This is a genomic window from Methylobacterium sp. J-072 (genome assembly GCF_022829425.1).
In the GTDB taxonomy this organism is placed as follows: Bacteria; Pseudomonadota; Alphaproteobacteria; order Rhizobiales; family Beijerinckiaceae; genus Methylobacterium.
Map to the genome: position 1 here is coordinate 30,695 of NZ_JAKSYK010000207.1, position 25,662 is coordinate 56,356.

General features: G+C 68.9%; 26 protein-coding genes and 1 tRNA gene. 13 read left to right on the forward strand and 14 right to left on the reverse strand.

The features are described 5' to 3' along the window. The first annotated feature begins 37 nt into the window (after positions 1-37). The 3 genes from clpA to MKK67_RS26770 all read left to right on the forward strand — a co-directional run bounded on the left by clpA (position 38) and on the right by MKK67_RS26770 (position 4,291). Entirely contained in the window at positions 38-2,548 is a 2,511-nt protein-coding gene (gene clpA, locus MKK67_RS26760) for an ATP-dependent Clp protease ATP-binding subunit ClpA (protein ID WP_243971215.1), read from the forward strand. Positions 2,549-2,638: 90 nt separating this feature from the next. After that, positions 2,639-2,923, forward strand: a complete 285-nt coding sequence (locus tag MKK67_RS26765) for a hypothetical protein (RefSeq protein WP_243971217.1) — start codon at positions 2,639-2,641, stop codon at positions 2,921-2,923. Positions 2,924-2,992: 69 nt separating this feature from the next. Beyond that, on the forward strand, positions 2,993-4,291 hold the full coding sequence (locus MKK67_RS26770; protein ID WP_243971219.1) for a flavin monoamine oxidase family protein: 1,299 nt from the start codon (positions 2,993-2,995) through the stop codon (positions 4,289-4,291). Between the two features lie 97 nt (positions 4,292-4,388). Here MKK67_RS26770 and MKK67_RS26775 read toward each other — a convergent pair whose 3' ends face one another. The 3 genes from MKK67_RS26775 to egtB are packed head-to-tail and all read right to left on the reverse strand — an operon-like array spanning position 4,389 to position 7,708. Continuing rightward, positions 4,389-5,405, reverse strand: coding sequence for an adenylate/guanylate cyclase domain-containing protein (locus MKK67_RS26775; protein ID WP_243971221.1), 1,017 nt, complete (start codon positions 5,403-5,405; stop codon positions 4,389-4,391). A 41-nt stretch (positions 5,406-5,446) separates the two neighbouring features. Next, positions 5,447-6,421: an L-histidine N(alpha)-methyltransferase gene (gene egtD, locus MKK67_RS26780; protein WP_243971223.1), complete on the reverse strand. Its 975-nt coding sequence runs from the start codon at positions 6,419-6,421 to the stop codon at positions 5,447-5,449. Between the two features lie 18 nt (positions 6,422-6,439). Continuing rightward, entirely contained in the window at positions 6,440-7,708 is a 1,269-nt protein-coding gene (egtB, locus tag MKK67_RS26785) for an ergothioneine biosynthesis protein EgtB (RefSeq protein WP_243971225.1), read from the reverse strand. 261 nt (positions 7,709-7,969) lie between these two features. Here egtB and murI point away from each other — a divergent pair, with 261 nt between their 5' ends. From murI to MKK67_RS26800, 3 genes are all read left to right on the forward strand, one after another. Beyond that, positions 7,970-8,845, forward strand: a complete 876-nt coding sequence (gene murI / locus MKK67_RS26790) for a glutamate racemase (protein ID WP_243971227.1) — start codon at positions 7,970-7,972, stop codon at positions 8,843-8,845. 169 nt (positions 8,846-9,014) lie between these two features. Next, on the forward strand, positions 9,015-9,731 hold the full coding sequence (locus MKK67_RS26795) for a cache domain-containing protein (protein ID WP_243971229.1): 717 nt from the start codon (positions 9,015-9,017) through the stop codon (positions 9,729-9,731). Between the two features lie 15 nt (positions 9,732-9,746). Then, positions 9,747-9,968, forward strand: a complete 222-nt coding sequence (locus tag MKK67_RS26800; protein ID WP_243971231.1) for a hypothetical protein — start codon at positions 9,747-9,749, stop codon at positions 9,966-9,968. Positions 9,969-9,985: 17 nt separating this feature from the next. Here MKK67_RS26800 and MKK67_RS26805 read toward each other — a convergent pair whose 3' ends face one another. Then, positions 9,986-10,177, reverse strand: a complete 192-nt coding sequence (locus MKK67_RS26805; RefSeq protein ID WP_243971234.1) for a hypothetical protein — start codon at positions 10,175-10,177, stop codon at positions 9,986-9,988. 353 nt (positions 10,178-10,530) lie between these two features. Here MKK67_RS26805 and MKK67_RS26810 point away from each other — a divergent pair, with 353 nt between their 5' ends. From MKK67_RS26810 to MKK67_RS26825, 4 genes are all read left to right on the forward strand, one after another. After that, positions 10,531-10,755, forward strand: a complete 225-nt coding sequence (locus MKK67_RS26810) for an antitoxin MazE family protein (protein ID WP_243971236.1) — start codon at positions 10,531-10,533, stop codon at positions 10,753-10,755. After that, positions 10,752-11,075, forward strand: coding sequence for a type II toxin-antitoxin system PemK/MazF family toxin (locus MKK67_RS26815; protein WP_243971238.1), 324 nt, complete (start codon positions 10,752-10,754; stop codon positions 11,073-11,075). The genes MKK67_RS26810 and MKK67_RS26815 overlap by 4 nt, the downstream gene beginning before the upstream one ends. Positions 11,076-11,303: 228 nt before the next feature. Next, on the forward strand, positions 11,304-11,516 hold the full coding sequence (locus tag MKK67_RS26820; protein WP_243971240.1) for a hypothetical protein: 213 nt from the start codon (positions 11,304-11,306) through the stop codon (positions 11,514-11,516). Between the two features lie 134 nt (positions 11,517-11,650). Further along, positions 11,651-11,920 (forward strand): hypothetical protein, encoded by a 270-nt coding sequence (locus MKK67_RS26825; RefSeq protein WP_243971242.1) that lies wholly within the window; start codon positions 11,651-11,653, stop codon positions 11,918-11,920. Between the two features lie 64 nt (positions 11,921-11,984). Here the strand turns inward: MKK67_RS26825 and mqo are convergent, their stop codons facing one another. The 5 genes from mqo to leuC all read right to left on the reverse strand — a co-directional run bounded on the left by mqo (position 11,985) and on the right by leuC (position 17,457). Next, the gene (mqo, locus tag MKK67_RS26830) at positions 11,985-13,715 is read right to left on the reverse strand and encodes a malate dehydrogenase (quinone) (protein WP_243971244.1); all 1,731 of its coding nucleotides are present in this window, start codon (positions 13,713-13,715) and stop codon (positions 11,985-11,987) included. A gap of 454 nt (positions 13,716-14,169) precedes the next feature. Beyond that, positions 14,170-14,691: a lipocalin-like domain-containing protein gene (locus MKK67_RS26835; protein ID WP_243971246.1), complete on the reverse strand. Its 522-nt coding sequence runs from the start codon at positions 14,689-14,691 to the stop codon at positions 14,170-14,172. Between the two features lie 434 nt (positions 14,692-15,125). After that, positions 15,126-15,392 (reverse strand): hypothetical protein, encoded by a 267-nt coding sequence (locus tag MKK67_RS26840; RefSeq protein ID WP_243971248.1) that lies wholly within the window; start codon positions 15,390-15,392, stop codon positions 15,126-15,128. Between the two features lie 484 nt (positions 15,393-15,876). Next, positions 15,877-15,961: transfer RNA gene (locus MKK67_RS26845), tRNA-Leu, on the reverse strand. Between the two features lie 83 nt (positions 15,962-16,044). Then, positions 16,045-17,457 (reverse strand): 3-isopropylmalate dehydratase large subunit, encoded by a 1,413-nt coding sequence (gene leuC, locus MKK67_RS26850; protein WP_243971250.1) that lies wholly within the window; start codon positions 17,455-17,457, stop codon positions 16,045-16,047. Between the two features lie 243 nt (positions 17,458-17,700). Between leuC and MKK67_RS26855 the strand changes: the two genes are divergently transcribed. Continuing rightward, positions 17,701-18,666 carry a 2-hydroxyacid dehydrogenase gene (locus MKK67_RS26855; RefSeq protein WP_243971252.1) on the forward strand — a complete coding sequence of 322 codons (966 nt, stop codon included), beginning with the start codon at positions 17,701-17,703 and terminating at the stop codon, positions 18,664-18,666. After that, positions 18,663-19,562, forward strand: a complete 900-nt coding sequence (locus MKK67_RS26860; RefSeq protein ID WP_243971254.1) for an AprI/Inh family metalloprotease inhibitor — start codon at positions 18,663-18,665, stop codon at positions 19,560-19,562. The genes MKK67_RS26855 and MKK67_RS26860 overlap by 4 nt, the downstream gene beginning before the upstream one ends. A gap of 1 nt (position 19,563) precedes the next feature. Here MKK67_RS26860 and MKK67_RS26865 read toward each other — a convergent pair whose 3' ends face one another. From MKK67_RS26865 to MKK67_RS26880, 4 genes are all read right to left on the reverse strand, one after another. After that, positions 19,564-20,178 carry a cytochrome b gene (locus MKK67_RS26865; RefSeq protein WP_243971256.1) on the reverse strand — a complete coding sequence of 205 codons (615 nt, stop codon included), beginning with the start codon at positions 20,176-20,178 and terminating at the stop codon, positions 19,564-19,566. A 147-nt stretch (positions 20,179-20,325) separates the two neighbouring features. After that, positions 20,326-20,898, reverse strand: coding sequence for an NAD(P)H-dependent oxidoreductase (locus MKK67_RS26870; RefSeq protein ID WP_409568446.1), 573 nt, complete (start codon positions 20,896-20,898; stop codon positions 20,326-20,328). 206 nt (positions 20,899-21,104) lie between these two features. Continuing rightward, on the reverse strand, positions 21,105-21,764 hold the full coding sequence (locus tag MKK67_RS26875; RefSeq protein WP_243971258.1) for a class I SAM-dependent methyltransferase: 660 nt from the start codon (positions 21,762-21,764) through the stop codon (positions 21,105-21,107). A gap of 2 nt (positions 21,765-21,766) precedes the next feature. After that, positions 21,767-22,930, reverse strand: a complete 1,164-nt coding sequence (locus MKK67_RS26880) for a glycosyltransferase family 4 protein (protein WP_243971260.1) — start codon at positions 22,928-22,930, stop codon at positions 21,767-21,769. 131 nt (positions 22,931-23,061) lie between these two features. Between MKK67_RS26880 and MKK67_RS26885 the strand changes: the two genes are divergently transcribed. Beyond that, the gene (locus tag MKK67_RS26885; RefSeq protein ID WP_243971262.1) at positions 23,062-24,312 is read left to right on the forward strand and encodes a DNA topoisomerase IB; all 1,251 of its coding nucleotides are present in this window, start codon (positions 23,062-23,064) and stop codon (positions 24,310-24,312) included. Positions 24,313-24,911: 599 nt separating this feature from the next. On the opposite strand, the gene MKK67_RS26890 is transcribed toward MKK67_RS26885, so the two are convergent. Further along, positions 24,912-25,580, reverse strand: a complete 669-nt coding sequence (locus tag MKK67_RS26890; protein WP_243971264.1) for a LuxR C-terminal-related transcriptional regulator — start codon at positions 25,578-25,580, stop codon at positions 24,912-24,914. Positions 25,581-25,662: the final 82 nt, after the last annotated feature.

Consider the following 25,662-nt stretch of genomic DNA (forward strand, 5'->3'; position numbering starts at 1 on the left):
GCGCCGTTCGCGGTAGGCACCCACACAGAGGCCAGCTTTGCCAAGCTTCTCACGCAGCCTAGAACAAGCCCTCCATCGAGCCCTGGCGCTCGCCGGCGAGCGACGGCACGAATACGCGACGCTGGAGCACCTCCTGCTCGCCCTCGTGGACGACCAGGATGCGGCCGCGGTCATGCGCGCCTGCAACGTCGAGATCGACACGCTCAAGCGCAGCTTGGTCGATTATGTCGACACGGAATTGTCGAACCTGACCGGTGACGGACGCCAGGATGCCAAGCCGACGGCGGGCTTCCAGCGGGTGATCCAGCGGGCGGTGATCCACGTCCAGTCCTCGGGCCGCGAGGAGGTGACGGGCGCCAACGTGCTGGTGGCGATCTTCGCCGAGCGCGAGAGCCACGCCGCCTACTTCCTGCAAGAGCAGGACATGACCCGCTACGACGCGGTGAACTACATCAGCCACGGCATCGCCAAACGCCCCGGCGCCTCCGAGGCGAAGCCGGTGCGCGGCGCCGAGGAGGAAGGCACCCCCGAGCGTCCGAGCGACGAGGGCGATCCCCGCGGCGGCGCCAAGAAGAAGGGCGACGCGCTCGACGCCTACTGCGTCAACCTCAACAAGAAGGCCCGGGACGGCAAGATCGACCCGCTGATCGGCCGTCACTCCGAGGTCGAGCGTACGATCCAGGTGCTCTGCCGTCGGCAGAAGAACAACCCACTGCTGGTGGGCGACCCCGGCGTCGGCAAGACCGCGATCGCCGAGGGGCTGGCGCGCAAGATCATCCAGCACGAGGTGCCGGAGGTTCTGGCGGACGCCACCGTGTTCTCCCTCGACATGGGCACGCTGCTCGCTGGCACCCGCTACCGGGGCGACTTCGAGGAGCGCCTCAAGCAGGTGATGAAGGAGATCGAGGCGCACCCGAACGCGATCATGTTCATCGACGAGATCCACACGGTGATCGGCGCCGGTGCGACCTCGGGCGGCGCCATGGACGCGTCGAACCTGCTGAAGCCGGCGCTGGCCTCCGGCACGCTCCGCTGCATCGGCTCGACCACCTACAAGGAGTACCGCCAGTACTTCGAGAAGGACCGGGCCCTGGTGCGCCGGTTCCAGAAGATCGACGTCAACGAGCCGTCGATCCCGGACACGATCGAGATCGTGAAGGGCCTGCGCCCGTATTTCGAGGAGTTCCACAAGCTCAAGTACACGACCGAGGCCGTGAAGGCCGCGGTGGAGCTGTCGGCCCGCTACATCAACGACCGCAAGCTGCCCGACAAGGCGATCGACGTGATCGACGAGACCGGCGCCTCGCAGATGCTGGTGCCGGAGGCGCGCCGCAAGCGCACCATTGGGATTAAGGAGATCGAGGCGACCATCGCCACGATGGCCCGCATCCCACCGAAGACCGTCTCGAAGGACGACGCGGTGGTGCTCCAGCACCTCACCGAGAATTTGAAGCGGGTGGTCTACGGCCAGCCGAGCGCCATCGAGGCGCTGACCTCGGCGATCAAGCTCGCCCGGGCGGGCCTGCGCGATCCGGACAAGCCGATCGGCTCGTACCTGTTCGCGGGACCGACCGGCGTCGGCAAGACCGAGGCGGCCAAGCAACTGGCGTCCTCTCTGGGCGTCGAGATGCTGCGGTTCGACATGTCGGAATACATGGAGCGCCACACGGTCAGCCGCCTGATCGGCGCGCCCCCCGGCTATGTCGGCTTCGACCAGGGCGGGTTGCTCACCGATGGGATCGACCAGCACCCGCATTGCGTGCTGCTGCTCGACGAGATCGAGAAGGCCCACCCGGACCTGTTCAACATCCTGCTGCAGGTGATGGACCACGGTAAGCTGACCGACCACAACGGCAAGCAGGTCGATTTCCGCAACGTCATCATCATCATGACGACCAACGCGGGTGCCTCGGACCTGGCGAAGTCGGCCTACGGCTTCACACAGACGAAGCGCACCGGTGACGATGTCGAGGCGATCAACAAGCTGTTCGCGCCGGAATTCCGCAACCGCCTCGACGCGATCATTTCGTTCGGCCACCTGCCCAAGGAGGTCGTGGCCAAGGTCGTCGACAAGTTCGTCCTCCAGCTCGAGGCGCAGCTCGCCGACCGCAACGTCACCATCGAGCTGTCGGACGAGGCTCGGGAGTGGTTGGTGGAGCATGGCTACGACGACGCGATGGGCGCCCGCCCGATGGCGCGTCTGATCCAGTCGACCATCAAGACGCCGCTCGCCGACGAGGTCTTGTTCGGCAAGCTCAAGGATGGCGGCGCCGTCAAGGTCGTGGTGCGCAAGCCCGAGGACGAGGAAGCCAAGGCCGGCGCCAAGGACAGCCTCGGCTTCGAGTTCCCGGCCGGGCCGGTCACGCCCAAGCCGGAGGCGGATGTCACCAACGCGGCCAAGCGGCACAAGCGGGCCAAGCCCCGCACGGCCACGCGCAAGAAGGCCCCGAAGGACGACAAGGGTGGCGGCGGTGAGGGCGGCGGTGAGGGCGGCGGTTCCGGCGGTGGGATCCGCACCGTGCCGAAGGTGCCACTCGTGCGCGCATAAGGCACGCTGGCCGGCCGGCAGGCTTCCGGACACAGCCCTGCCGGTCTATGACCGCCGCGACGCGAACGCGCCGCGGCGAGGAGGCGCCTGATGACAGAAGACTTGCACGAGGGGCCTCTGTCCCCCGTTGCGCATCCTGCGCCCCCCCAGAAATTGACCCGGCGCGAGGAGCGCCGCCGTCGTCGGCAGCGCCGCCGCCGGGGCGAGGAGGTGCTGGCCTGGGTGCTGGTGCCGCTGATCTGCTTCGGCCTCTATTGGGGCGTCTACGCGACCTTCGACTTCTTCGGGACCTCGCCGGGTGTGGTCTGGGACCAGATGATGCAGGTCAAGACGATGATGGAGAAGCGCTCCAACAGCCAGGGCGCCCGCGGCTAGCGAGCAGCCGACGGGTCGCTGAAGGGGGGCATCGTCCAACGACGGACCACGGGACCTGGGCGGGACGCGATGACACCGACCCGACGAGCGATCCTGGCCTCCGCGCTCCTGACGGCCCCTGCCCTGCGCGCAACGGCGCGCGACGGAACGGTGGTCGTCGTCGGCGCCGGTGCCGCTGGCCTGGCGGCGGCCGCGACGCTTCGGGCGGCCGGCCGGAGCTTCACCCTTATCGAGGCGCGGGACCGGATCGGCGGCCGCGCCTTCACCGACCGGGCGCTCGGCCCGGATTGCCGCTTCGACGCCGGCGCCGAGTATATTCACTGGGCCGAGCGTAACCCTTGGGCGCCCATCGCCCGGGCGGCGGGCGTGCGCTTCGCCCAAGAGGGCGGCTGGGCGCGCACGCTGACGATCGACGGCCGGCCCGCGACCGAGGCCGAGAACGCGAACCGACGTGCCGGCTTCTCCGGGCTCGACGCCCTGCTGGCGCCGAAGGGGGGCGACCTCTCGCTGGCCGAGGCGGCCCGGTCCGGCGGCCCGAATGCCGAGCTGGCCGCGGCCGGACTGAGCCGGCTGTCGCTCGGCGAGGATCCCGAACGGGTCTCGGCGGTCGATTACGACCGGCTCTGGTCCGGTACCGACCTCTGGGTCGACGGCTACGGCGACCTCGTGGCGCGTCGCTTTGCTGACCTTCCGGTACGGCTGAGCTGTCCGGTGCGGGCGATCGACTGGTCCGAAAAAACCGTCCGGGTCGAGACCGAGGGCGGCACCCTCGCGGCGGCGGCGGTCATCGTCACTGTACCGGTGGGCGTGCTCAAATCCGGCGCGATCCGGTTCACGCCGCGCCCGCCCAATCCCACCGAGGCGGCCCTCGATGGCCTCCAGATGGGCGCCTACACCAAGATCGGTCTGCGCCTCGACCCTGCGAAGGTCGATCCGGCGGCTCTAGGCGACGCGGTGTCGGTGATCACCGGCGGCCCGACCGTGTATTTCGAGATGGGGCCGTTCGGCCGCCCCCTCGCGGTTGCCAATCTCGGCGGCGACCTCGCCCGAGACCTGTGCCGCGCGGGCGAGCCGGCGGCCGTGGCGCTGGCCACCGAGCGGCTCGGTACGATCCTGGGATCGAAGGCGAAAGGTGCGGTCCAGGCCGGGCGTCTCGCCGGCTGGTGGACCGACCCGCATGCCTTCGGCTCGTACTCGATCGTCGCCCCCGGCCATGCGGACGCCCGGGACCGCCTACGCGATCCGGTGGGCGAGCGCGTGTTCTTCGCCGGCGAAGCCTTGGCCGGCGGCGGCGCGATGACGGTGGGCGGCGCCACCCTCGATGGCGAGCGCGCCGCCCGGGACGTGCTGAAGGTGCTGGGCGCCTAAAGCATCGTCCCGAAAGGTGGCCGCCGGCTTTCGGAAAAAGACGATGCCAATCAAAAAGCTAGCGCGTCGTGCCGGTTCCGATATCCGGCACGACGCGTTAGAGGCGTTTTCGGATCGCCGCCACCGCCAAGGGCGCGTCGCGGCCCCGCAGGGCGTGGGCGCCGAGATCCTCGGTCACGAGATCGGGGGGCAGCGGGCCGATCCGGTCCAGAAGGTCGGCCGAGACCAGCACATGCACGCCGAGGCTCTTGGATAGGCTCTCCAGCCGGGCGGTGGTGTTCACGACGTCGCCGAAATACGCGATCTTGTGCCGTTCCAGCCCGACCTCGGCCGTGACCACCGGGCCGCAATGCAGGGCGGCGCGGAATTCCGGGACCTGGCCGAAGCGCTGCGTCCAGGCCTCGGACTCCTCGGCGAGCCGCGCGGCGAAATCGAAGACGCAGCGCAGGCAGGCCGCATCCCGGATCCCCCGCTCGATCGTCCAGGTAACCAGCGCCATGTCGCCAATATAGTCGTCGATCGCGCCGCGCGAGCGCGAGACCGGCAGGGCCAGGGCGTTGAACACCTGCCCGAGATAGGCCTGCGCCGCCCGGTCGCCGTGCCGGTCGGCGAAGCGGGTCGAACCGGTCACGTCGAGGAACAGAAAAATCCGCTCCTCGCTGATCGGGCGATGGTAGCGGCCGATCAGCAGGTTGGCGAAGACACCCGGGCCGATCAGGTCCCGCACCCGGAACACGAACACCGTAAAAGCCGAGATGCCGAGGGCGTAGAGCACGCCGGATTGCGACATCAGCATCGCGTTCCGCTCGCTGTACATGAAGTGGAACAGGCGGTTCAGCACCGTGCTGGCGGCGGCGTTGCCGACCACGATCATGAAAATGTAGAGCGCCATGGTGGCGAGCAGGAACAGCGGCGTCGCCATCTGGCGCACCCGCTCGCGCATCCGCGGGAGCAGGAGCCGGCGCTCGTAGAGCAGGATCGGCGTGCCGATGATCGCGCCGCGGATCGCCGAGCCGAGCAGCGGACCGACTGCGAAGACCGATCCGTAGAGCAGGCCGGCCAGGGCGCCGAGCCCGGGGGCGACGAGGTAGAACCAGCGTGGGTTGAAACGCATCCGGGCGTCCTCACCCCACGCGCCGATCCGCGGCGCCGCTCTCAGTCCTGCCGCAGCGCGTGGACGGAGAACAGCCCCTCCGGATCGGTCCAGACCTGGATCCAGGTCCAGCCGGCCCGTTCGACGAGGGCCCGGAAGGTCTCGACCGTGTACTTGTAGCTGCTCTCGGTGTGGATCGTCTCGCCGTCCGCGAACCCGATCGTGTCGGAGCCGATCCCCACGTCCTGCGCGCCCTCCGAGACGAGGTGCATCTCGATCCGCGAGGCTTGCGGGTTGAACACGGCCCGATGGGAGAAGGCGCCAAGGTCGAAGCGGCCGGCGAGCTCCCGGTTGATCCGGGTCAGCAGGTTGAGGTTGAACGCCGCGGTGATGCCGGCGGCATCGTCGTAGGCCCGCTCCAGGATCGCGGCGTCCTTCACGAGGTCGACGCCCACGATCATGTGGGCGCCTTTCCCGAGGATCCGACCGAACCGCCGCAGCAGTTCCTCGGCCTCACTCGGCTCGAAGTTGCCGATGGTCGAGCCCGGGAAGAAGCCGGCGCGCGGCATGCCGGCAAGGCTCTCGGGCAGGTCGAAGTCGCGGGTGAAGTCTGCGACTACCGGCTCAACCCGAAGATGCGGGAAGTCGCCGCTCAGGACCTCCGCCTGCGCGCGCAGGAACTCGCCGGAGACGTCCACCGGCACGTAGGCGGCGAGCTTGTCGAGGTGGCGCAGCAGGCGGCGCAGCTTGTTGGTCGAACCGCTGCCGAATTCGACCAGCGCGGCCTTGGCGGGCAGCAAGGCGGCCATCTCCGGGCCGCTGCGGTCGAGGATGCCGACCTCGGTGCGGGTCGGGTAATATTCCGGCAGCCGCGTGATCGCCTCGAACAAGTCGGAGCCGGCGGAATCGTAAAAGTATTTCGGCGAGAGCGCCTTCTGCGTGCGGGACAGGCCGTCCCGCACGTCGGCCAAGAAGGCCAGTTCGGGCGTGTCCAGGGCGACCGGGGTCGCGTCGGAAAAGCTGGGCTTGACGGTCAAGGGAGGCTCCGGGGCGCGTCAGGCGGCGTCGGCGAGGCGCAGGCCGGTGAACTGCCAGCGCTGGTGCGGATAGAAGAAGTTGCGGTACGGCAGCCGGGCATGGCCCTCGGGCGTGGCGACGGACGAGCCGCGCAACACGAACTGGCTAACCATGAACTTGCCGTTGTATTCGCCCAGGGCCCCCGGCAACGGCCGGTAGCCCGGATAGGCGACGTAGGCGCTCCGGGTCCATTGCCAGACGAGGCCGAACGCGTCCGGCAGGGCACCGTCCCGGGCCGCGACCTCCCACTCGAACTCGGTCGGCAGGGTGCGGCCGGCCCAGCGTGCGTAGGCGTCGGCCTCGTAGTAGCTGATATGGGTGACCGGCGCGTCGAGCTCCACGGGGCGGATGCCGCCGAGCGTCATCGTCGCCCAGCCGTCCCCGTCCCGGCGCCAGTAGCCCGGCGCCTCCCAGCCCTCGGCCTGGCCGGCATACCAGCCGTCCGAGAGCCACAGCTCCGGCTTGGCGTAGCCGCCGGCCTCCATGAATTCGAGCCATTCGCGGTTGGTTACCAGTGCCTTGTCGATCCGGCCCGGCAGGATCAGCGCTTCGTGGCGGGGCGATTCGTTGTCGAACGAGAAACCGTCGCCCGCGTGCCCGATCCAGGCGATGCCCCGGGCGAGCTGGGCTTGTCCCTCGTGCCCTGCGGCGGCCGGGAAACGCCACGCGGCGTCGTAGACCGGCCCAAGCGGGTTCTGAGCGAAGGCATGCAGGATATCGGTGAGCAAAAGCTCCTGATGCTGCTGCTCATGGTAGAGCCCGATCTCGAGGATCGGCAGCACGGCCTCCAGGGCACCCTCCGCGGCCTGGCCGAGCAGCGACTCGACCGCCCGATCGATATGCGCCCGGTAGGCTGTCACCTCGTCCATGGTCGGCCGGGTGATCATGCCGCGCTGGATGCGCGGCTGCCGTGGGCCGGCGGCGACGTAATACGAGTTGAACAGGTAGTGGAGGCGCTCGTCGTAGATGGCGTAGCCCGGCAGGTGCTCGCGCAGCAGGAACTGCTCGAAGAACCACGTCACATGCGCCCGGTGCCACTTGGTTGGGCTGGCATCGGCCATCGACTGGACCTGCTGGTCCTCCGCGGAGAGCGGCGCGGCCCGGCGCTCGGTCTCGCTGCGGACGAAGCGAAAGGCCGCGATCCAGGCGGCGCGATCGATCGGCCGTGCCGTTACGGGCGGCGGCGGGAAAGCCGCTACCGTTTGCGCGCGCGTGTCGCCGGAGCGAAGTGCCGCCGTGGCTGCCATGCGGATCTTCCCTTATTCGCATCTCTCCTGGGATCGTCTTATCGACGCCCAGCTTGGTCGCAGAAGATATGTCCCCGCCGTGGTCAGACAACCTCCGCTAGTGATTCTGCCGCCGCCCAGTCCGATCCGCTCATTCGCCGGTGCAGCCGGCGCGGTTAACGGGGAGAACTGGAATGGGCGGGTCTTTTTTGCGCCGCAGTGAGGAGCTTTTAACCCTCGGCATCGAGACTCGATGCGCTGAGTGCGGAGTCCAGAATTTCCATGCGGATTGATCTGATGGCCGGGGCCAGCTTGTCCGCCGCGGCGTTCCGTGTGTCGCCGGAGCCGACCATCCTAGTGTTCGACTCAGGGCTGGGCGGCCTCACCGTCCTCGATGCCGTGCGCCGCGCCCGCCCCGACGGGCGCTACGTCTATGCCGGCGACGATGCCGCCTTCCCGTATGGCCGGCTCGGCGAGGCGGCCCTGGTTGCCCGGGTGCTCGCCGTGATGGAGCAACTCGTCGCGACGCACCGGCCCGATCTGGTCGTGATCGCCTGCAACACCGCCTCGACCCTGGTCCTGCCGGCCCTGCGCCAGCGCTTCGCGACCCCGTTCATCGGCGTGGTACCGCCGATCAAGCCGGCCGCCGCGGCGACGCGCTCGGGCCTGATCTCCCTGCTGGCCACCCCCGGCACGGTGGCGCGCTCCTACACGCACGACCTGATTGCGACCTATGCCGGCGCGTGCGCGGTCACCCTGGTCGGCTCGCCGAACCTCGCAGGCTTCGCCGAGGCCGAACTCGCCGGGACGCCGATCGACGACGCGGCCCTGGCCGCCGAGATCGCGCCCTGCTTCGTCGCGGATGCGGACGGTCGGCGCACCGACGTGGTCTGCCTCGCCTGCACGCATTATCCGCTGCTGCTCCCGCGCCTCGAAGCCCTCGCGCCGTGGCCGGTGACTTGGATCGATCCGGCCCCGGCCATCGCCCGGCGGGTGGTCCAGCTGATCGGCCCGGCCCGGCGCGATGCCGACCATGACGGGGCCGTGCACGGCGCCTTCACGGCCGGGACCTGCCTGACCGCGCCGCTGCGCGCCTCGCTCGCCGCCCGCGGGATCGGCGAGATCGCCGTCGAGGCGCTGCCGCTTCCGATGCAGTAGGCCGCCCGGACCCGGTCGCGGGTCCGGCGCTCCATGCGGCTGCGCCTCGCCCACCGCTGCGTCGTGGCCTGTCCGGTCCGCGGCGACAATAATGCGCGCTTGCATAATCAATCGATCCGGTTTTCTATCCCCGTTATCGAAGTGACTATATTGATTTCGGGGGCGTCGCATGGCTCTGCGGGCAGCGCTGCTGGCAGCATCACTGATGTGCGCCGTGCAGCCGGGTACGGTCGCCCTGGCTTGCGGCGACGGTGAGGCTCCGACCTCCTGCGACGATCCGAGCCCGAATGGCTTCGCCTCCTGGATGCTCGGGCGCGTCGGCCGGGCTCTTCAAGCCGATTCCGCCAAGGCGCTGACCGAATTCACCACGGGGACGAACGGCTTCCGCACCGCCGACACCTACGTGTTCTGCGTCGCACCGGATGGCGTCATGAGCGCCCATCCCAACCCGATCCTGAAGGGGCACGACGTTCGCGACCTGCACGACAAGACCGGCAACCACTTCATCCAGACGATGCTGGATACCGCCAAGCCCGGGCAGATCGCGGTGATCCACTATCTGTTCCCGAAGCCCGGCAGCACGATCGAGGAACCCAAGACCACGTACTACACGAAGGCCGGCGACCAGATGTGCGCGGTCGGCGTCTACGACACCGACCAATCCGCGCCGTCCGCCGCCACCCCGGATGGCCGGGTCGCGCAGCTCCGGCAGAAGCTCGACGGGGAGATCCCGAGCCAGGCGCGGGCGGATTGGATCGCCTTCCTGGAGGCGCTCAACGCGCAGGGCGACGCGAAGGCGGCGGCGATCGCGCAGGCCCGGCGCGATATGCGGGCCGCCACGACCGCCCTGGACTCGGCCGGCCTCAGACAGGCGGGGACCGAGTAGGCCGCGTCGTCTGGCATGGGGCCAGTGCCGATCCTGCCGCTGACCGAGGCCGCGACCTTCACGATTGGGTGTGCCGTGCTGCAATCGGCACGGATCGATCCCGAGCGCGTGGCGATCGTCCTGGTCCTGGCCGCTGCGATCCTGGCCGCCGCCGTGCTGATCGGGCTGACGCCGGCGGATGTCGCCGGCGATGCCGCGTCCCTGGACCCGGCGAACCTCTGGCCGAGGCTTCCCTGACTGGCCGAGCGAGCCGACTACCGGACGATTGTGACGGCGCTCGCGGGCTCGCCGGAGGCTTCGGCCTCTTCCGGTACCACCAGGTGAACGAACAGCATCCCGGCGGCGACGATCAGCGCGAGGGCCAGGATCCGCCAGAGCTCCATGATCGGTTCTTGGGTCGTGGCTTGGATCGGCTCTTGGGTCGTCGTCTCGGTCTCGCGCGGCATCGCTTCCGGTTCCCTGTTTCGCATGCTGTCCTGCGGATGGGGCCCTCGCCCATCGTGAAAGTCCCGTTCCGCCGGAGGCCTGGATCGGCGTCCGGCTGGGACCAGGGGACACCTAGAGGATGAACGAGTCGTAAATCGCACACCCCAAGGCGGTCCGTTCAGCCGGTCTGCGGCGTCCGGGATTCTCTGGCGTGCCTGCGGGGCGGCTTTATGGCTGCGATCGAAAGATCCGTTCCAGGGCGCCGCATTCGGGGTCGCGATCCGGGTGAGGAGCACCGACGCATCACCCGTCGTCTTTTCCGCTCGTGCCAGCCGATCTATGTTACATGTAACGAGATCGGAAGGATGACGTCATGCCCGCACCCATCCGCCAGCGCGTCCAGAAGCGCCGCGATGCGCTGCGTGCCGCCGGCCTGCGGCCGATCCAGATCTGGGTTCCCGATACCCGCCGGCCTGGATTTGCCGAGGAATGCCGGCGCCAAGCGCAGGCGGTGGCCGCGGCCGACGCGGCCGATCAGGATCTCAGCGCCATCCTGGACGCGGCCCACGATGATCTCGACCCCGAGGGCGAGGCGTGAAGCGCGGGGGTCTGGTCACGATCGCGCTGACTGGTGACTTCGGCAAGCCGCGCCCGGCCCTCGTCATCCAGTCCGATCTGTTCGATCAGACCGGGACGGTCACGGTCCTGCTGATATCCGGGACCCTGGTGGACGCGCCCCTGATCCGGACCGATATCGCGCCGACGCCGTCCAACGGATTGCGCAAGCCGTCTCAGGTCATGATCGACAACGCGATGTCGGTGAAGTGCGACCGGATCGGCCCGACGATCGGCCATCTCGAAGCGGAAGCCATGCTGGCCGTGACCCGAGCCTTGGCGGTGTTTCTCGGTATCGCCTGACCCGGAATCGCGGCGCCCAATTTTGTCGGAACACGACTCTCGGACCGTGGGCGCAATCAGCGAAGACTGATCGTCCTTGGCGATGGCGGCTGTCGAAATCGCTGTTCTTGCGCAGGATATTCCGGCGGATATTGATAAGTGTGCAAAATAACTGGCGCAGTCTAGATTCCGCCGCAATTTCGATCAGACTTCACGCCTATGTGAGGACTCGCCGATCGGAAGGACCAGATGTTCGAGAGCCTGTTCTGGGGCGCCGCGATCGTCGCGTTGGTCGGATCGGCCGCTCTGGTCGCGATCGGAGCCGCCGTGCAGCCCCGGCTCATCCAGAAGGATGACCTCGCCGCCGGCATCATCGATCCGCGTCGGACCTTCGGACGCAAGCGGCGGTGGCGCCGCTCGTTTCGCGCCACGCGCCGCCTTGGCTCGCTCCCCCTGCGGTAGGGCTCGGGATTTACTACATCGGACAGTAAATCTGTCTGTACCAAAGACGTACATCTCCCGCTGCAAACCCGGATGCTAGGATCCGACGACTGCAAGACGGCAGTCAAACGGTTGCGCGAGAGGGCTCAGGACTGATGAGCGTGCGTCAGATTTGCGATCAGGTGCGGGTCACCGAACAGGCCTTCACGGCGGCGCTCGGCGCCATGAAGGCGACGGGGCTGCGCGAGGAATTGACCCGGGAGCTTCAGGAGATGGAAGCCGCGGAGATCGAGGCCGGCCAGGACGAGGCCTCGGCCCGCTCGGCCTCGTGGAAGCGGGTCAAGATGCTCCACGGCCTCGGGTATCCAGTGGATTTCGGCTGGCTCCACCTCGCCAGCCGCGCGGCCGCGGTTCGATCCGCCTGAGCGGTTCGACCGGAGCCGATCCCGGGCCTCACTCCAAGGAAGCGAGACCCGGGATCGTGGCGGCTCAGGGGGCTAGGTCGTGGACCGGCGCCGGGACGGTGGTGTTGCTGCTGTTCAGCACCGTGCTGCTGGTCGGGACGGCCTTGAGCGCCGCCTTGTCGATCTGCGGGGGCGCCGGCAGCTGCAGCTGCTCGCTGGTATAGGCCCATTCCTCGGCGACCCGATCCGGATCGTCGTTGAGCTTGGTGCCGTAGCTCGGGACGATCTGCTTGATCTTGGCCTGCCATTCGGGCGTGGCGACGTTCTTGGCGAACACCTTCTCCAGGACCTGCAGCATGATCGGCGCCGCCGTCGAGGCGCCCGGGGAGGCCCCGAGCAGGGCGGCGATGCTGCCGTCCTTGGCGTTGACGATCTCGGTGCCGAGCTTCAGCACGCCGCCCTTGTTCGTGTCGCGCTTGATGATCTGCACGCGCTGACCCGCCTGCCAGAGGCGCCACTCCTCCTTCTTGGCCTTCGGGAAGTACTCGCGCAGGGCCGCGATCCGGTCGTCATCCGACAGCATGAGCTGGCCGGCCAGGTACTCGACCAGGGGGTACTCGTCGATTCCGACCCGGACCATCGGCCAGATGTTGCTGGTGGTGGTCGAGCTGAGGAGGTCGAGATACGAGCCCTCCTTCAGGAACTTGGTCGAGAAGGTCGCGAACGGTCCGAACAGGATCACGCGCTTGCCGCCGAGCACTCGGGTGTCCAGGTGCGGCACCGACATCGGCGGGGAGCCCACCGATGCCTTGCCGTAGGCCTTGGCGAGGTGGAGCGTCGCGACGTCCGGGTTCTCGTTGATCAGGAACGAGCCGCCGACCGGGAAGCCCGCGTAATCCTCGCCCTCCGGGATGCCCGACTTCTGCAGCAGGTGCAGGGCGCCGCCGCCGGCGCCGATGAACACGAACTTGGCGTCGACGCTGCGCCGCGACCCGTCCTTGGTGTTGCGGGAGGTGACCCGCCAGGAGCCATCCGCGTTCTTGGTGATGCCCTCGACCTCGGTCGAGAGGTTCAGCTTGAAGGTCGGCTGGCCCTGCAGATGGGCGACGTACTGGCGGGTGACCTCGCCCCACTCGACGTCGGTGCCGAGCGGCGTCCAGGTGGCGGCGACCTTCTGCTTCGGGTCGCGCCCGTCCATCATCAGGGGCACCCAGGTCTTGAGCTGCTCCGGATCGGTCGAGTATTCCATGCCGGCAAAGAGCGGGCTGGCCTTCAGGGCCTCCCAGCGCTTCTTCAGGTAGGTGATGTTGTCGTCACCCCAGACGAAGCTCATGTGCGGGGTGTAGTTGATGAAGGAATGGGGGTTCTTCAGCACACCGGTCTTGACCAGGGAGGCCAGGAACTGGCGCGTCACCTGGAAGGCCTCGTTGATCTCCACCGCCTTGGCGATCTCGACCTGGCCGTTCTTCTTCTCGGGGGTGTAGTTCAGCTCCGCCAGGGCCGAGTGGCCGGTGCCGGCATTGTTCCAGCCGTTGGAGCTTTCCAGGGCGACCTGGTCCAGGCGCTCGACCATCTGGATCGACCAGGTCGGCTCGAGTTGGTTGAGCCACACGCCGAGGGTGGCGCTCATGATGCCGCCGCCGATCAGCAGCACGTCGACCTTGCCGTCGGCGCTGTCCGCGAAGGCCAGCGAGGTCGGCAGCGAGGCGGCCGCGAGCCCGGTGGCCGCGGTGCCGAGGAGCTGCCGGCGGCTGAAGGCAAGCCTGTCCTGCGTGGAGATCCCGGACCGGGGCTTGTTGGTGTCGTCGGCACGCATCGCCACATCTCATCGTTTGCGGACCGGGACAGCGCGGCTGGCACGCTCCGGTCCTGAAGGCGTCGGATCGACACGATCGGGAGACCCGCGCGTCCAGCCTTCCAGAACGTTCCCCCCGCAGGTGATGCGGTACATTGTGCGTGATCGATCGTTCTTATGCGATCGCGTTTTTGTCTATCGGTCGGAGCGGCTTGAGGGCCGCCGACGAAAGTAGTTTCCAGAACTCGAATTCCGGATCGAATCGTCTATTATCAACCAACGGCCGGGTTCGGAATGGCAACGCCGAATAGAGCCAGGGTCGGATTTGGAGGCCGCACGGAGTTCGGCGACCGCCGAAGGCGAAAACACGCTGGCCGACTTGGCCCAGCGGGTCGATGCCCGCGTCTTAGAGGATGAGGTCTGAAAGAACAATCTACGGTGTTGGACAATCGGACGCCCCGCCGGGGACAGACCGCTATCGGGCGCGCCGGAAGCGGATGATGCTGCGCGAGAGCCGGCCGGCATCCCAGTTCGGCATGATACGCCAGGGCGTCATCACATCCGCCTCGTCGCCGTGGAGCTTGATCGAGCGCCGCTGCTCGGTGTTGACCCATTCCGGCGCCCAGGCGGTCTGGACCTGGGTGATCCACTGGTCGCCCTCGATCCGGTAGCGGCCGATATAAGCGACCAGCGTCTTCATCAGCGCGGCGCGGTCGGCGTCGGTCTCGGCCGGCTTGCGGTCGGTGCCTTCAAGGTTGAACGCGACCCAGCCGTCCTGGGTGAAGATCACCCGGCCCCGCGGCGCGCTGCCCATCGCGTCGATCAGCGCCCCGGTCGCCTTGTCCTCGACTTGGTAGGAGACGAGTTCCCAGGTCCCGACGATCTTCTCGGCGAGATCGCCCTCGTCGGCATGCGCCTGGGCTTGAGCCTCCGTGGTCTGGCCGGGAGACGCCGCCATGAGCAGGGCGGCCGCGAGCGTCGTAGAGAACTTCGTCATCCCGTGATCCACCTTCCGGCGTGCTGCGACACCTGATCCAAGCGGGGTCAGGGTCTCTCCAGGGTGCGGTCGTTCCCCCGTACGACGGGCTGCCGACCCCGGATAGACGGCGGGCGGCGATCCCATGACAGGTCTTGGTGGCGCGAAGCTGGAATGGGAGCGGGACTGCGCCGTATCGGCCGACACGGACCCGATGGCGACTTCGATCGGCGGCCGAGGGGGGCGGACGGGACCAACGCGAGGGATCGCGACCGATGCGTCCCAAAAAAAGGGCGGGGCTCTCACCCCGCCGTCCGTCTATCGGATCGTCTGCGTCACGGCCCCAGAAGCACGGCGGCCGAGCCAAGGGCCGTCGCCAGGAGGCTGCAGGCGAACACCACGATCATCGCGTAGGAGAACAGCCTGAGCTGCACGGTCTCGACCGGGACCGGTAATCAGCAGCGGTTGCCGCCCGCGGTCTGGCCGTACTGCTTGACCGGGAAATTCTGCTGGTTGGCGTTGCCTTCGGCCGCAGAGCTCTGGGAGCAGGTGATCGGGTTCCGGTCATAGCGGCTGCCGAAGGGAGCACCGAGCGAACCCGTGGTCTCGACCTCGTCGGGCGCGTGGCGCCACCGGGCGGAGCCGTCGAAGGCCATAGTGGACGAGATTGGAGCGATGCCGAGGACGAGAGCGGTGGCGACGACGGCAATACGGATCTTCATAACGTCGTTTGTACCCTTAAACGCAGTACAGTCCGGATTGTCCGGCCCATTTTTTCTTGCGTCAGACAGAGATGGGGATGGGTGTCACGCTATGACGTGCCGTCGCGCACGTGGCGCCGCGGAATAAATCTATGCCGTTGCAGACCGGAGTGCCGGAGCGCGCGCCACGCTCCAAAGGCTTGCGGCCGGACTGCTCGCTGGGTCCTGCCCGGCGCCGCGCGCCAAGCCGGCCCGCCTGACCGGCGCGCAAATTCCGCTCCGGACGCGACCGAGCATCAGATCAGGGCGATGTCGCGTTGGAGAACGTCCAAGATGCCTAAGCGCGAGATCCGCACAGATCGGCGGAAGCAACTCGGCTGCGGTGCCAGGCACTGGATCGATTGAGAACGTCGGGGGTCAGGTAAAGTCCCACTGTTCGAGGCTCTGAGAACCGATGGGACTTTTAGGGGGAAACCGCTGTGAAATCCGGTCCGATTTCAGCGATTGGTGCCCAGGAAAGGACTCGAACCTTCACCTCTTGCAAGACTGGTACCTGAAACCAGCGCGTCTACCAATTCCGCCACCTGGGCTTGCCGCCGACCCTGCGGTCGGCGACGGCTTCGTTTATTCGGACGGACGGGGTCCGTCAATCGGGATTTCTGGCTTTCTGGCCTCAGCCCTGCGGCCAGTCCCGGATGTCGACGAAGCGGCCGGCGACCGCCGCCGCCGCCGCCATGGCGGGCGAGACCAAGTGCGTGCGCCCGCGATGGCCCTGGCGGCCCTCGAAGTTGCGGTTCGACGTCGAGGCGCAACGCTCCAGCGGGTTGAGCCGGTCGGCGTTCATCCCGAGGCACATGGAGCAGCCCGGCTCGCGCCAGTCGAAGCCCGCGGCCTTCAGCACCCGGTCGATGCCCTCGGCTTCGGCCTGCGCCTTCACGAGGCCGGAGCCCGGCACCACCATGGCCGAGACGCTCTCGTGCACCTTGCGGCCCTCGACCATCTGGGCGACGACCCGCAGGTCCTCGATCCGGCCGTTGGTGCAGGAGCCGATGAACACCCGGTCCAGGGTGATGTCGGTGATCGGGGTGCCGGGGGTCAGGCCCATATAGGCCAGCGCCTTCTCCTTCGACTGCCGCTTGTTCTCGTCGGCGATCGCGGCCGGATCCGGCACGCGTCCCTGCACCGAGATCACGTCCTCCGGGCTCGTGCCCCAGCTGACGATCGGCGGCAGGCTCGCGGCATCGAGGCGGACCTCGCGGTCGAAGAACGCGCCCTCGTCGGTGAGCAGGCTCTCCCAGTAGGCCCGGGCCTTGTCGAAGGCCGCGCCCTTGGGGGCCTTCGGGCGGTCCTTCACGTAGGCGTAGGTGGTGGCGTCCGGCGCCACCAGGCCGGCGCGGGCGCCGCCCTCGATCGACATGTTGCAGATCGTCATCCGGCCCTCCATCGAGAGGGCGCGGATCGCCTCGCCGGCATACTCGATCACGTGGCCGGTGCCGCCCGCGGTGCCGATCTCGCCGATGATCGCCAGGATGATGTCCTTGGCGCCGACGCCGGCCGGCAGCGCGCCGTCCACCGTGACGCGCATGTTCCTGGCCTTCTTCTGCACCAGCGTCTGGGTGGCGAGGACGTGCTCGACCTCCGAGGTGCCAATGCCGTGGGCCAGCGCCCCGAAGGCGCCGTGCGTCGAGGTGTGCGAGTCGCCGCACACGATCGTCTGGCCGGGGAGCGTAAAACCCTGCTCCGGGCCGATGATGTGGACGATGCCCTGGCGCCGGTCGAGGGCGTCGTAGAACTCGATGCCGAAGTCGCGCACGTTCTCGGCGAGCGCCTCGAGCTGTGTGCGGCTCTCGGGATCGTCGATGCCCTTCGAGCGGTCGGTGGTCTGGACGTTGTGGTCCACCACCGCCAGCGTCTTCTCCGGATGCCGGACTTTGCGGCCGGCCACGCGTAGACCCTCGAACGCCTGCGGGCTCGTGACTTCGTGAACGAGGTGCCGGTCGATGTAGAGGAGGCTGGTGCCATCCGGCTGGACATCGACGACGTGGTCGTCCCAGATCTTGTCGTAGAGGGTGCGCGGGCTGGTCATCGGTTTTCGTCTTCGGATGGGATCGGTGCAGAGCTCTCGCGATAATGCGGGTTCCTTAGTAGGCATCGCGCGCGGTTTTCGGAAGAGGCAAGTCCCCGCCCTGTCAATTGGCCGCTCGGCGCTTGGCCCCCGATGTCACGGCCGGAGGCTGAGCGTGGCTGGCGCCGCACCGGGCACTGGCCCTATGCCGAAGCGAGCATGACCGGCCGCATCGGCGGTCGTTCAAAAACAAGGGAGTGTGGGATGTCCGAAGCGCCGCCCGAGATCCTGTTCCTCAAGAAGATGCACCCGCTGGTCGAGGCCGCCTTCGAGGGGCGCTTCACCGTGCACCGGCTCGCGGGCGCCGCGGACCCGGAGGCACTGCTCGCCGAGATCGGCCCGCGGATCCGCGGTCTCTGCGTCGGCGGCCAGGTCGACGCCGCCCTGATGGACAAGCTGCCGAAGCTCGAACTGATCGCGAATTTCGGCGTGGGCTACGACGCCGTCGACGCCGTCGAGGCGCATCGGCGCGGGATCGTCGTCACCAACACCCCGGACGTGCTCACCGACGAGGTCGCCGACCTCGCCGTCGGCCTGGTTCTGGCGACCGTGCGGCGGCTGCCGCAGGCCGACCGCTACCTGCGCGAAGGCCATTGGCCGAAGGCGCCGTTCCCGTTGACCGCTTCGCTGCGCGGGCGGCGGGTCGGCATCCTGGGCCTTGGCCGGATCGGGAAGGCGATCGCCCATCGCCTGGAGAGCTTCGGGGTCGCGATCGACTATCACGGCCGCAGCCGGAAGGCCGACGTGTCCTACACCTTCCACGACAGCCTGATCGGTATGGCGCGGGCGGTCCATATCCTGATCGTGGTCGCGCCCGGGGGCGACGACACCCGCGGCCTGGTGGATGCGTCCATCCTTGAGGCGCTGGGCCCGGAGGGCATCCTGATCAACGTCGCCCGCGGCAGCCTCGTCGAAGAGGCCGCTTTGATCGCAGCGCTCCGGGCGGGCACGATCCTGGGGGCCGGCCTCGACGTGTTCGAGAACGAGCCGCACGTGCCGGCTGAGCTCGCCGCCCTCGACAACACCGTGCTGCTGCCGCATGTCGGCTCCGCCTCCGAGCATACCCGCACGGCGATGGCGCAGCTCGTCGTCGACAACGTCCTGTCGTGGTTCGAGGGGCGCGGCCCGCTGACCCCCGTTTCCGAGACACCCTGGAGCCCGCCCGCGTGAGACCCGCACTGGCCGCGCTGCTCGCTGCCCTGGCCCTGATCCCGCGGCCGGTGGCGGCGCAGCAGGACTTCGCCGCCCCCGCGACGGCGCCCGAGCCGAGCCTCCTGGACCCGGGGACGCTGGCCGCGCCTCCGACGCTGACTCCGGCAGCGCCCCCGGCCCCGCCGAGCCTGCCCGAACGGCTCACCGAGGTGCCCGGGACCTGGGACCTGTCGCGCGACGGCACCAACCGGCGCTGCGTGATGACCCTGCGGAGCGAGGTCGGTGAGGCCGGGCAGCGGATCAGCTTCCCGGCCGGCTGCCGGCGCGCCCTGCCGATCGTCGGCGGGGTCGCCGGCTGGCTGTTCAGCGATCGGGGCGTGCGCCTCGTCGACCGGAACGTCCGCCCGATCCTCGAATTCGTCCGGCGGCCGGACCAGCGCAGCCTCGTCGCCAAGACCGAGGGCGGCGAGACCTACAGCCTGGTGCCCCTCGACATCGCGGCAATGCGTCCGGCCGCTTCGGCGGCCCCCGACATCGCCGGGATCGAGACCGCACCCGCGCCGTCCGCGTTCCAGACGGCGCCGGCGGTGCCGGCCGAATTGCAGCGCAGCCCGACCGCGACCGCCACGGCGGCGCCCGGTCCTGCGCCGGGGGTCTACGCCCTCGACCGGTTCCAGGAGCGCGACACCTGCCGGATCACCCTCGACGGGTCCGGCGGCGGCGTCCACGTCGTCCCGGGCTGCCACGATGGCGGCCTGGAGGTGTTCGATCCGGTCCGCTGGCGCTACGCCAACGGCCGCATGACGCTCACCGCCAAGCGCGGCCACACCATCGATCTCGTGCCCACCGATGACGGGCGCTGGCGGCGCGAGCCGGAGGTCGGCACCACCTTCGTGCTGCGCCGGGTCGACTGAACTACCGGGAGCCGCGGCCGTCCTGGACCGGGAGCATCCGCTCCAGCAGGCCGTCCCGGCGGATCACGAGGTGCCAGACCGTGCCGGCAATGTGGAGCAGCACCAGGGCGTAGACGAACCACTGTCCGACGAGGTGGATCGATTCGGCGATCTTCTGCGGGCCCTCGTCCTTGGTCAGGCCCGGGACGGTGAACAGCCAGAAATACGGCGTGTCCCGTCCCGACAGCGCACTGAGCAGGTAGCCGCTGATCGGCATGATCAGGAAGATTGCGTAGAGCAGCCAGTGGTTGACCCGGCCGATCAGGGTCAGCAGCCGCGGCGCCTGGGGATCGGGCGGCGCCGGCCGGATCATCCGCCAGACGATCCGCAGGACCACGATCGCCAGGATCGTCAGCCCCACCGACTTGTGCAGCACGAAGATGTTGCCCTTGAGGGGCGCCGGCGGCAGGCTCACCGCCACCCAGGCCAGCGGCAGAACCGCCAGGGCCAGAGCGGCCGTCACCCAGTGCAGCGCCTGCGAGACCGGATGGTAGCGCGGCAGGCCCGAGGCCGTGACGTAGGTGGCGGGCAGCGGCGTTCCCGCCTGCTTGCCGGCCGTGACGGTTGAGCCTGCCATGATCCCTCGCGGATGGGCGTCGTTCACCGTGGATCTAAGCAGACCGACGGTGCCGGACCAATCCCACGTTAGATCAAGTTTTAGAACAATCCCATTTTATCGTCGTCGGACACATCAAACTTACTGCAAGCGCCGGTTGCACCCGCCTCACGCGGCAGCGCCGGCGTCGATCGCCCGGGCCACGTCGAGCAGGGCGGCCAGCTCCACCGCCGCGGTGGCGAGCCGGGCGGCCACCGTCGCGTCGGTGATGCGGCCGTCGGCCATGTCCTCGGGGCCGGCATAGACCGAAGTCGGCGCCACATGGGCGGCGAAGAAGCCGAACAGGGGCCGCAGACCGTGCTCCACCACCAGAGCGTGGCGCAGGCCGCCGCCCGTGGCGGTGAGCGCCACCGGCATGCCCGCCATCCGCGCCGGATCGACGAAGTCGAAGACGTGCTTGAACAGCCCGGCATAACCGCCCTGGTAGACCGGCGTTCCGACGATCAGGGCATCCGCCCCCTCGATCGCCTCGATCAGGTGCGCGGCCGGCAGGGGCAGATCCTCACGCAGCGCCACGCCGATGCCCGGCCCGGCATCGATCAGGTCGTAGACCGTGAGGTCGATCCGGCGCAGGCGCCCCAGCTCGGCGCCGACCGCCTCCACGAGATCGCGGGTCCGCGAGGGGCGCTTGGCGCTCCCGGAGAAGGCGACGACACGGGGCAGGCTCGGGTTGACGCTCACGACTTGACGCTCACTGGAATGACTCCGCCGCTGCCTGCGCCCGGCGGGACGCGCAAAAATTCGAGCCTGCCGAGCGCCGGAGGGCGACTCGCAGCGATGTACCCCCGTACATCACGGTCCGGCAGCAACGTAACGCATTCCGGCCGCGGATGAAGCCTCGCAGCACCGCCCGGAGCGATTGGACGCGTCACGGCCGGGCCATTCTCTCAGCCGTGCAATCGCCAGACGTGGCTCTGCTTGATCTCGGCATCCTCCAGCGCGCGGGAGACCGGCACCGCGTAGCTCGCCAGGCATTCGAGACGAGCCCGCGGCAGGTAGGTGCGCCCGGGATCGCCGATCAGCACCGTGCGCCCGCTTGCCTGCAGGTCGGTGAGCCAGGCGGTGACCGCCTCGGCGAGGTCGCGCTCGTAGAATACGTCGGCGGCGAAGACGAGATCAGCCTCTGGCACCGTGCCGAGGAGGTTGGTCGCGACCGGTTGGATCAGGCCGCCGACGCCGTTGGCGGCGGCGTTGAGGCCGATCGCCGCCACCGCGAACGCGTCGAGATCGCTGGCGACGACGTGTTGCGCGCCCGCCCGGGCTGCGGCGATCGCCACGAGGCCCGAGCCCGAGGCGAAATCCACGGCGCGGCGCCCGCGCGCGATCTCGGGATGATCAAGGATGTAGCGGGCCAGCGCCTGCCCGCCGGCCCAGGCGAAGGCCCAGAACGGCGGCGGCAGCCCGATTTCCTGCAATTCGTCCTCGGTCTTCTGCCAGAGCGCGGTCGCCTCGTCGGCGACGTGGAGCTGGATCTCCGGCGCGTAGGGAACCGGCAGCAGCCGGGTATGGGCCGCGATGAAGCCGCGCGGATCGTCCGGGGCGCGCATGATCAGGCGTCCAGCAGGTCGCGCCAGACGGCGCAGACCTGATCGGTCACCGCGGCCTCGGTGAAGCCGCCCGCCTCGATCCGGGTCCGGGCGGCGGCGCCGAGGCTCGCCACCAGGGCGGGATCGCCGCTCAGGCGGACCAGCGCGTCGGCCAGGGCCGGCGCGTCGCCGGGGGGCACGAGCAGGCCCTCGATCCCGTCGCGCACCAGACTGCGGCAGCCCGGGACGTCGGTGGTGACCAGCGCCCGGCCGCAGGCGCCGGCTTCGAGCAGGCTGCGCGGAAGCCCCTCCCCGCCCCGGGACGGCAGGCAGGCGACGTGCTGGCTTGCCCAGACGGCGGCCACGTCCTCGGTCGGGCCGTGCCAGGCGACGCCGTCCCGGCTCCAGTCGCGCAGGGTCGCGGCGTCGATGGAGCGGCGGTTCGATAGGTCTGGTGCGCCGAACAGGGCAAGCTCCACGGCCGCGCCCCGGGCCCGGGCCAGGCGGGTCGCCTCGACCGCCACGTCGATGCCCTTCGACCAGAGCATGCGCGCCACCACGGCGACCTTGAGCGGCGGCATCTCTGGCAGCGGCCGCGGCTGGAACGCAGCGCAATCGACCCCCGCCCCGCCGATCACCGTGACGGATTGCTCAGACGGGTCGAGGCCGAGCGCCAGGGCGTCGTCCGGATTCTCGAACAGGAAGCGGGTGCGCCCCGAGGCCAGCGGCCCGCGGATCAGCGCTTTCAGCCCGAGCCGGGCCGCGCGCCCAATCCGGTCACTGCGGGCGCCGACGAGGCCGAGGCCGGTCAGCGCGTAGACCCGCGCCGGGATGCCGGCCATGGCGGCGGCGGTCCCGCCGACCAGGATGCTGCGCAACGCGATGCAGTGGACGATGTCGGCGTTCAACGCCTTCAGGATCCCGGCGAGCTGCCCGGCGGCGTAGCCCGCCGCCATCGGGTTGAGGCTCGCCCGCTCCGCCTCCAGCGGCACGACGCGCGCCCCCGTCGCCTCGATGATGGCGCGGTGCGCCCGGACCCGGGTGACGACAGTGACCGCGAGCCCCATGCCGATCGCGGCCCGGGCCATCGGCAGGAAATGCGAGGCGAAGAACCAATCCTCGGTGACGACGAAGACGAGGCTTCGCATGGGCGTGGGACGGGTTTCGCGGGCGGGTTCGGAATCCATGCCGTCCCTCTAGCATGCTCCGCGTCAGGCTGCGGCGGATGCGCAGATCCGGAACGGCGGTCGGCCGCCGCCGGTTGATCAGCGCCTTCTCGCCGGGCGGTACCCCGGCGGCGTATCCGGGAGGGGCGGCGATGGCGGAAGTCGAGACGGATCAGAACGGCGGAAGCCTGCGTGCGGCGGCCGAAGAGGCGGGCCTCGTCTATGTCGACGACAGCCGGCCGGGCCTGACGCGCAAGCGCAGCGGCACGGGTTTTCGGTATCTCGACGCGAAGGGGGCGCCGGTGCGGGACAAGCGGATCCTCGCCCGCATCCGCGCCCTGGCGATCCCGCCGGCCTACACCGATGTCTGGATCTGCGCCCGCAGCAGCGGCCATATCCAGGCCACCGGCCGAGACGCCAAGGGCCGCAAGCAGTACCGTTACCATCCCGATTTCCGGCAGGCGCGCGAGGCCAACAAGTTCTCGCGGATCATGGCCTTCGCGGACGCCCTGCCGGGCATCCGTCAGCGCGTCGATGCCGACATGAAGCGTCCGGGCCTGTGCCGGGAGAAGGTGCTGGCCACTGTGGTCCACCTGCTCGAGACCACGCTGATCCGCGTCGGCAACGACGATTATGCCCGCACCAACAAGAGCTACGGCCTGACCACCCTGCGCGATCCCCATGTCCGGATCGCGGGCGCGGAACTGTCGTTCCGGTTCAAGGGCAAGAGCGGCAAGACCTGGGACGTGTCGCTGAAGGACCGGCGCGTCGCCCGGATCGTGAAGGCCTGCCAGGACCTGCCCGGGCAGGAGCTGTTCCAATATATCGACGCCGACGGCGTCCAGCGCGACGTGACCTCGTCGGACGTGAATACGTATCTGCGCGAGATCACCGGCGAGGATTTCACCGCCAAGGATTTCCGGACCTGGGCCGGCACGGTCCTGGCGGCCCTGGCCCTGCGGGAGTTCGAGAGCTTCGACAGCGAGGCCGGTGCCAAGCGCAACGTCCGGACGGCGATCGAGAGCGTCGCCGGCCGGCTCGGCAACACGCCGACGATCTGCCGCAAATGCTACATCCACCCCCAGATCCTCGACTGCTACCTGGAGGGCGATCTCCTGCTGCAGGTGAAGGATGCGGTCGAGACCGAGCTGAGCCAGGACCTCGGCAAGCTCCGCTCCGAGGAGGCCGCGGTGCTCGGGCTGCTCCAGGCGCGACTGGCTGCGTCGGAGGGCGACGCCCTGGCCGGCAAGAAGGTCAAACCCGCTGCGTCTCAGGCCCGCAAACGGAGCACGGCGAAGAAGGTGGTGTCCCGGGCCAAGGCGGCGGCCAAGTCGTTGGCGAGCGGGAAAAAACCGTCCGGGCGTTCGCGGTCCCGCACCGGGGCGCAAGTCGGCGCGGCTTGACACGGTCTTGTAACGGCGCGCCCTGACGCTGCCGGACGCGTGTCCGACCGATTCAAGCGGAAGCCGCATGCGCTGCATTCGGCCTCGATGTCCTCAGCGTATGAAGCTAGGGGCTACACAGGTTGGAAGATTCATCTCCTGAGGATTGATGCCCCATACCTGATGACCCGCGCCGTCATTCCGGGGCGTCGCAGGCGAGCCCGGAATCCAGAAACGCCGTCGGTGCAAGATCTTGGCACGTCGGCGGCTCTGGATCCCGGGCTCCGCTGTGCGGCCCCGGGATGACGGCGCGTGGCGGCATCGGTGAGGCCTTCACTTGAAGAACAAGACTGAGCTTTCCGCGCCGGGGAGAGATGAAAATTCTAACCTGTGTAACCCGTAGTCGTATGAAGCGTGCCCCTTTCCCGGACACCTGGAACGTTAGTGGAAGGTGATCCGGGACCCAGCGCAGAAAGGGCCGCGCAAGCGGCACGATCGAGACACAAAGAGGACGCTACGCGTCGTCTCGTGCTGGGTCCCGGATCGCATTCCGCTCACGCTGCATGCGCCCGGGAAAGGGCGAAGGGGGGCAGCCCCGCCGGGGCTGCCCGGTATCCCGGTCAGTGCCGGGACTGATTGCCGGAGCCGCCGCCGCGGCGGTTCTGGTCGCTGTCGACCACGGGGGCCAGGCCGAGCTGGCGCGCCAGCGAGACCAGGTCCTTCAGCCGCCCGGTCTGGGTCTTGCGGCGTAGGTTGAGCCGGTGGGTCTCCACCGTCCGGACGCTGAGCGCCAGGCGGCGGGCAACTTCCTTGTTGCTGAAGCCCGAGCTGAGGAAGCGCAGCACCTCCGCCTCGCGCGGCGTGAGTCCGAGCGCGTCGCCCTGTTCCCCCGGCACCACGGCCTGCTGCTCCGGCGGCACGAGACAGTCCGAGCCCTCGGCGAGCGCCAACAGGGCCGCGCCCAACTCCCGCGGCGACTTCGAGCGTGCCACGAAGGCATCGGCGCCCGCAGCGAGCAGCGCCCGCAGATCGTCGGCGGTGAGCGCCCCGAAGGCCACGAGCGTGCGCAGGTTCGGCTGCCGCTCCTTGAGGCCGACGAGGCGTGCGATCCCATCCGCCAGCCGGATCTCGTCGAGGAAGATCAACGCGACCGCGGATCCGGCATCGGCCCGGTCCAAGTCTTCGACGCCGATCGTGTGAAACTCCGGCATATGCTCCAGAGTGGCGCGAACAGTCGCGCTCAGGTCCTGCGGTTCATCCAGGATCAGGACGCCAACGGCCGTACTCATGACCTCGCACCTTTCGTCTCCCGGCGATACAAAGGGGCCGGGATCGGATGCGTAGTTCCAAGATCCATTCCACGAGTTTGGG